We start from the raw sequence: 6,071 nt of genomic DNA, 5'->3' as shown, positions 1-6,071 counted from the left end.
GTGCAAGGGCGGCTGGCGGGTCGAGCTTGCCTTTGCCGATGACGACATCGACTGGGCGGGCTTTGCCGGGTCGCTGTTCGGTACGTCATTGGGTGCCGAAATATCAGCTTATCACGACCGCGACGCCGGCCAGCACCGCATCGCCGCCTTCGACGACGACCAACTGTCAGGCGCCTTGTTCGTCGCGCCCGGCCCGGTCGCCGTGTCGCGCGGCTGGGCGGCGGAACAGTTGAGTGCCGATCATGTTGATCGGCGCAGCAGGCTGGCGATCGTGGCCGGGCGGCCGGGCGGGATCGACGTCGATCGCGGCGCCATCGTCTGCTCCTGCTTCGGCGTTGGCGCCAACCAGATCGCGGAAGCGGTACGCCGCGGCTGCGGCAGCGTTGCGGCAATCGGCGCGGCCCTGAATGCCGGCACGAATTGCGGCTCCTGCCGCGCCGAGATCAGGGTCATCATCGACGCACAGAGCCTCCAAGCAGCCGAGTGATCGTCCTGACCAAAGGGGCCTGCGCGACGGTGCTGGTTGGGCTATGGTGGCTCAGGCGTGCTACGTCGCGCACGAATCATCCTCAGTCAGGGTCATCCAATGGCAAATCCTCCGCGCCGACCGACAAATCCGATGGCGGCCGCCGAGGCGGCTTTCAAGCCGATGAAGAGGCCGGCTGCCCCGGTCCGAGAGCCCACGGCCGCTCCAGGCGTCAGAGAGCTTGTTTCGATCCGAATCGACCGCGCCGTGCTGGACCATTTCCAGGAGGATGGACCCGGCTGGCAGGACCGCATCAACGACGCCTTGCGGCGTGTGATAGAAGGCAAGCCGATCGTTACCGGGGGTGATCGTTCAGACGACGAGTAGCGGCTGTTCCAGCCGGCTCACGCTTCGAAGTGCAGGATATAGAGCTTGCGCGTTTTCTCGTGGATCGTCCATTCGCCTTTCCAGCCTTTCGGCAGCACCAGCATTTCGCCCGGACCGACGTCCTCGCTGCGGCCATCGGGACCATGCAGCGAGACCCGGCCTGACACGATGTGGCAGGTTTCGGAATTGGTCTCGCGCGAGGCCGTGAAGCGGCCCGGCGTGCACTCCCAGACGCCGACTTCCAGTGCGCCATCCGGCGAGGTCCACAGCGTCGTCGAGGCTTCGAACTGATCGCCGCTGATCGAGGTCGGCTTGGGCTCAGGCTCGCCGAGGTCGATGGAGGCGAGGTGGGCGAAGGTCTGGAAGTCGGTCATGGCAGTCTCTCAATGTCCTGTGATGCGGTCGGCGATTGCGGCCAGTTTCGACGTGTGCTGGAGGCCGGCTTCCTCGCGCTCGTCGGCGACGCGATAGAGCTGATACATCGAGTGGACGCCGAGCCAGCGCATCGGCTCTGGCTCCCATTTGCTGACCTTTCGGTTGACCCAGGGCAGGCGGGTCAGTTCGGTGTCGCGGCGCAGGATAAGGTCGCGCAGCGTGCGGCCCGAAAGGTTGGAACTCGAGACGCCGAGCCCGACATAGCCGCCGGCCCAGCCGATGCCGGTCTGCGGATCGAGCCCTGCCGTCGTGCACCAGTCGCGCGGCACGCCCAGAACGCCGCACCAGGCGTGGTCGATGCGAAGCCTGGCTGTCTGCGGCAGCAGCCGGGTGAGGATGGCGTGCAGGCTTTCGATCGTCGCCTGCTGCGTCTGGCCGCGTACATCCGTTTGCGAGCCGTAACGATAGGGTACGCCGCGTCCGCCCATGGTGATGCGGCCTTCCCTGGTGCGCTGCGCATAGCAATAAGCGTGCGCGGAGTCGCCCAGAAGCTCATGGCCCTCCCAGCCGATCTCGTCCCACAGTAATTGCGGCAGCGGCTCGGTGATGATCTGCGCGCTGTTGAGCGGCAGCCAGAGCCGTTCATTGCCTGGTATGCCGGCCGTGAACCCTTCCGTGGCACGGATGATGATCGGCGCGCGCACGGTGCCGCGGTTCGTCGTGACCTTGCCCTTCTCGATGCCGGTCACGGTGGTCTGCTCGTAGATCGGCACACCGAGCCGCTCGACGGCTTCGGACAGGCCGCGCACCAGCTTGGCCGGCTGCACACGCGCGGTGCCGTGGTGGATATAACCGCCAAGCACATTCCTGATGTTGATGCGGGCCTTGGCCTCTGCCTGGCCGATCAGGCTGACACGCTCGCTCGGCACGCTCCAGCCGATCGCATCGGCATAGGCGGCGTTGATCCGTTCGAGCTGCGGCGGGTTCGTCGCCACCGTTAGATTGTCGACGCGGCGGATGTCGGCATCGATGCCTTCGGCTTCGGTCACCTTGATCACTTCGTCGACCGTGCCATGCATGGCCGTTTCCATGTCGATGACAGCGCCGCGCGTCGAGGTCTGCAGATATTTCTCGCGCGACCAGCTGAAGCCGCCGGACAACCAGCCGCCATTGCGGCCCGACGCGCCGAAGCCGGCGAACTCCCGCTCGACGATGGCGATGCGGATCGATGGATCGGCCTTCTTCAGGTAATAAGCCGTCCACAGGCCGGTGTAGCCGGCGCCGACGATGCAGACATCGGCTTCGAGATCGCCCGGAAGCGGCGCGCGATAGGCCGGCAGGCCGATGTCGGCATACCAGAACGAGACGTTGCCGTTGACTTTGGCGTCCATGTCTAAAAATCCTGCGGGGAAAGAGCGATCAGGTCATCGTCATGTCGGCGCGATCGTCGTCGGCAAGAAGTTTTGCATCGACGACCGACCAGCGCAGATCGACCGTGTCACCAATCGAGAACGGTGTGGCTTCCAGCGACGAGCGTACGATGGCGACCGAGCCGTCGCGCAACGTCACCTGGTATTTCGAGCCGGAGCCCAGATAGATCGCCTCGCTGACTTGACCGGTGAGGCTGTTCTGCCCGGCGGCGGGAGGCGTGTTGGTGCCGGCAAGCAAAAGCTTCTCCGGCCGCAGCAGGACCACCGGTTTGCGGCCGCTGGCGAGCTTGCCGTTGGCCACGATCTTCTGGCCGGCGATCGTCAGGCTGGTCTCGCTTCCGGACGTCTGGGCGGTGCCACGCAAACTGGTCGATTCGCCGATGAACTTGGCCACGAACAGGGTCGTTGGCTCGTCGTAGAGCTGGCGGCCGGTTCCGACCTGTTCGATGCGGCCCTGATTGAAGACGGCGATGCGGTCGGACAGGACCAGCGCCTCTTCCTGGTCGTGCGTCACATAGACGAAGGTGGTGCCGAGTTCGCGGTGGATGCGCTTGATCTCCAGCTGCAGCCATTCGCGCAGTTTCTTGTCGAGCGCGCCGAGCGGTTCGTCCATCAACAGCAGCGGCGGATCGAAGACGATGGCGCGCGCCAGCGCCACGCGCTGCTGCTGGCCGCCGGAAAGTTCGGAGGGATAGCGATGCGCGAAGTCGGCCATCTTGACCATGTCCAGCGCGCGCACGACGAGACGGTCGCGCGCCTGCTTGTCCATGCCGCGCAAGGTGAGGGGATAGGCGACGTTCTTGCCGACCGTCATATGCGGAAACAGCGCGTAGTGCTGGAAGACAACGCCGATGTTGCGCTTGTGGGCCGGCAGGGCGACGATGCTTTTGCCGCCAACGGCGAGGTCGCCGGAGGTGAGGTCGGTGAAGCCCGCGACGACGTTGAGCGTCGTGGTCTTGCCCGAGCCGCTGGGGCCGAGCAGCGTCATGAACTCGCCCGGCTCGATATGCAGGCTGACATCGTCGAGTGCGGTGAAATTGCCGTAGCGCTTGGTTGCGCACTTGATGTCGATGGCCGCGCCGCGTTTCCTCGCAGTCATCTCAACTCCTCGTCGATTTCGAGCTGATGATCAGCCCGGCGCTGATGATCAGCGTCGTGGCAATGAAGATGATGGTTCCGACGGCCGTCACCGTCGGATCGGCGTCGCGGGTGATGCTGGTGAAGATCTGCACCGGCAAGGTCTTCAGGTAGGGACTGGTGATGAACAGCGCGACGATGATCTCATCGAAGGAGGTGACGAAGGCAAACAAAAGCCCGGACAGGATGCCGGGCGCGATCAGCGGCAAGGTCACGGTGCGGAATGTGGTGAAGCGGTTGGCGCCGAGACTTGCCGCCGCCGTCTCCAGCCGCGCGTCGAAGACTTCGAGGCTTGCCGACACGGCGATGATGACGAAGGGGATCGCCAGCATCGTATGTGCGATGACGAAGCCGGTGGTGGTGCCGACGAGCTGGTAGTCGAGATAGACGGCGTAGATGCCGATGGCCAGCACCACGCCGGGCACGATCATCGGCGTGATCAGGATGGCGCGCAGCAGGCCGGCGCCGGAATGTTTCATGCGGCTGAGGCCGAGCGACGCCAGCGTGCCGATCAGCGTGGCGGCGACGGCGACGAGGCCCGCGACCCTCAGCGAATTGAAGAAGCTCGACAGCCAATCGGGGTTGGTGAAGAAATTCTCGTACCATTGCCAGGAGAAGCCGGACGGCGGGAAAGCGAGCGACTTCTTCTCGTTGAATGACATCGGGATGATGACCAGCGTCGGCATCACCAGCCAGACGGCGACCAGCAGGCAGAACAGACCGAGCAGAAGGCGGGATGGTGCCAGTCTCATGATCTGGACGCCTGCTTGTGGCGCTGGCGCATCAGCGGGGCGGCGAGCGCTAGAAGCACGAAGGTCGCGACCAGCAGCACGACGCCCATGGCGCCGCCGCGGCCCCAGTTGAGCAGGCTGAGCACCTGGCTCTGCACCAGCGTCGACAGCATGGTGCTGCGCGGGCCGCCGAGCAGGGCAGGCGTGATGTAGAAGCCGAGCGACAGGATGAAGACGATGATGGCGCCGGCGAAAACGCCGGGCAGCGACAGCGGCAGATAGATTTGCAGGAAGGCGCGTGCCGGGCGCGCACCAAGGCTGCGCGCCGCCTGCACGAGGCGCAGATCGATGCCGCGCATGACCGAATAGAGCGGCAGGATCATGAACGGCAGCAGCACCTGCGCCATGCCGATGACGACGCCGGTCTGCGTGCGGATCAGCTTCACGCCGTCAAAGCCGAGCAGCCTGATGACCGAATTGATGATGCCGGAATCCTGCAGCAGGATGACCCAGGCCAGGGTGCGCACCACGCCGCTGACCCAGAACGGCACCAAAACGCACAGGATGAGGACCAGCCGCAGGCGCGGTCCGACCGCCGTCATGAGATAGGCATAGGGGTAGGCGGCGATGACGCAAACGATGGTGACCCAGGCTGCGATGGAAAAGGTGCGCCACAGGACGGTGACATTCACCGGGGTGGAAAAGAACCAGACATAGTTCTGCAAGCCCCAAGATGGGTCCGAGAAGCTGCGCAGCGTGACGGTCAGCAAGGGATAGCCCATCGCGGCGATGAGCAAAGCCAAGGCGGGCATCGCCAGCAGCGAAGGATAGGCAGCAAGGCGCGGGCGCCGCTGCGGCGCCCGCACGGCACCTGGCGGCCGAGGATGATCACCCCCGGCCGTCGGCGTATGCGATGTCTGGCTCACGCCGTCACCTCAGCGGTAGCCGGCTCAGTTGCCGGCCATCAGCGCTGTCCACTTGTCGGACGCGGCGGCGAAGTTGGCGACCCAGAACTTGATGTTCTGCTGATAGCCGAGCTTGGCGTGGTCCGGCGTGTTGGTCAGAAAGGCGGCGACGGATGCGTCGACCTTCGGCTGTGCCTCGTTGTTGATCGGCGAGTAGGAGGTCTGCTCGGTCAGGATCTCCTGCGACTTCTTGCCGAGATAGGCGTTGATCAGCGCGTAGGAAGCGTCGGTGTCCTTGGCGCCGACCGGGATGGTCAGCTGGTCCATGACGACCAGCCAGTCCTTCCACACCGGCGTGTAGGCAGCGCCGTTCTTGACCGCCGTCATGGCGCGGCCGGTCCACATGATGATCATGTCGGCCTCGCCGGATTCGGCGAGCTGCTGGGATTCTGCGCCCGTCTTCCAGAAGATCGTGTCGGGACCGATCGCCTTGATCTTGGCGATGCCCTTGTCGATATCGGCCGGCGTCATGGCGTCGACCTTGCCGCCGTCTGCCAGGATGGCCTGTTCGATCAGGCCGCCGAGCGGGCTGCCGCTGCCGTCGATGGCGCGGGTGCCGGGAAATTTCGCGGTGTCGAAG

The 6,071-nt window shown here is 65.0% G+C and carries 8 protein-coding genes; 2 read left to right on the top strand and 6 right to left on the bottom strand.

Annotated elements, in window-relative coordinates; translation table 11 throughout:
* Together EN932_RS26575 and EN932_RS26570 are read left to right on the top strand one after the other, a co-directional pair.
* Nucleotides 1–487: (2Fe-2S)-binding protein (locus EN932_RS26575; RefSeq protein ID WP_206618961.1), on the top strand; the 487-nt coding region annotated here is incomplete at its 5' end.
* 99 nt (nt 488–586) lie between these two features.
* The gene (locus EN932_RS26570; protein WP_013530463.1) at nt 587–853 is read left to right on the top strand and encodes a BrnA antitoxin family protein; all 267 of its coding nucleotides are present in this window, start codon (nt 587–589) and stop codon (nt 851–853) included.
* A gap of 17 nt (nt 854–870) precedes the next feature.
* On the opposite strand, the gene EN932_RS26565 is transcribed toward EN932_RS26570, so the two are convergent.
* From EN932_RS26565 to EN932_RS26540, 6 genes are all read right to left on the bottom strand, one after another.
* The gene (locus tag EN932_RS26565) at nt 871–1,227 is read right to left on the bottom strand and encodes a cupin domain-containing protein (protein WP_013530464.1); all 357 of its coding nucleotides are present in this window, start codon (nt 1,225–1,227) and stop codon (nt 871–873) included.
* A 9-nt stretch (nt 1,228–1,236) separates the two neighbouring features.
* The gene (locus EN932_RS26560) at nt 1,237–2,619 is read right to left on the bottom strand and encodes an FAD-binding oxidoreductase (RefSeq protein WP_013530465.1); all 1,383 of its coding nucleotides are present in this window, start codon (nt 2,617–2,619) and stop codon (nt 1,237–1,239) included.
* Nucleotides 2,620–2,647: 28 nt separating this feature from the next.
* Nucleotides 2,648–3,757 (bottom strand): ABC transporter ATP-binding protein, encoded by a 1,110-nt coding sequence (locus EN932_RS26555; protein ID WP_127369073.1) that lies wholly within the window; start codon nt 3,755–3,757, stop codon nt 2,648–2,650.
* 1 nt (nt 3,758) lies between these two features.
* Complete coding sequence (locus EN932_RS26550) at nt 3,759–4,547, bottom strand: ABC transporter permease (RefSeq protein WP_027160917.1); 789 nt, start codon at nt 4,545–4,547, stop codon at nt 3,759–3,761.
* Nucleotides 4,544–5,452, bottom strand: coding sequence for an ABC transporter permease (locus EN932_RS26545; protein ID WP_027160916.1), 909 nt, complete (start codon nt 5,450–5,452; stop codon nt 4,544–4,546). Before EN932_RS26545 ends, EN932_RS26550 begins: the two co-directional genes overlap by 4 nt.
* A 24-nt stretch (nt 5,453–5,476) precedes the next feature.
* Nucleotides 5,477–6,071 (bottom strand): PotD/PotF family extracellular solute-binding protein (locus tag EN932_RS26540; RefSeq protein ID WP_128369169.1); only part of this gene is annotated, 595 nt, incomplete at its 5' end.

Origin of the sequence: Mesorhizobium sp. M7A.F.Ca.US.002.01.1.1 (genome assembly GCF_004022955.1) — a bacterium.
Lineage (GTDB): Bacteria > Pseudomonadota > Alphaproteobacteria > Rhizobiales > Rhizobiaceae > Mesorhizobium > Mesorhizobium ciceri.
This window is presented reverse-complemented; position numbering and strand designations above follow the sequence as displayed.

Coding starts and splice junctions, on each gene's coding strand:
- EN932_RS26570 (WP_013530463.1), top strand. CDS start 587: ATGGCAAATCCTCCGCGCCGACCGACAAATCCGATGGCGGCCGCCGAG.
- EN932_RS26565 (WP_013530464.1), bottom strand. CDS start 1,227: ATGACCGACTTCCAGACCTTCGCCCACCTCGCCTCCATCGACCTCGGC.
- EN932_RS26560 (WP_013530465.1), bottom strand. CDS start 2,619: ATGGACGCCAAAGTCAACGGCAACGTCTCGTTCTGGTATGCCGACATC.
- EN932_RS26555 (WP_127369073.1), bottom strand. CDS start 3,757: ATGACTGCGAGGAAACGCGGCGCGGCCATCGACATCAAGTGCGCAACC.
- EN932_RS26550 (WP_027160917.1), bottom strand. CDS start 4,547: ATGAGACTGGCACCATCCCGCCTTCTGCTCGGTCTGTTCTGCCTGCTG.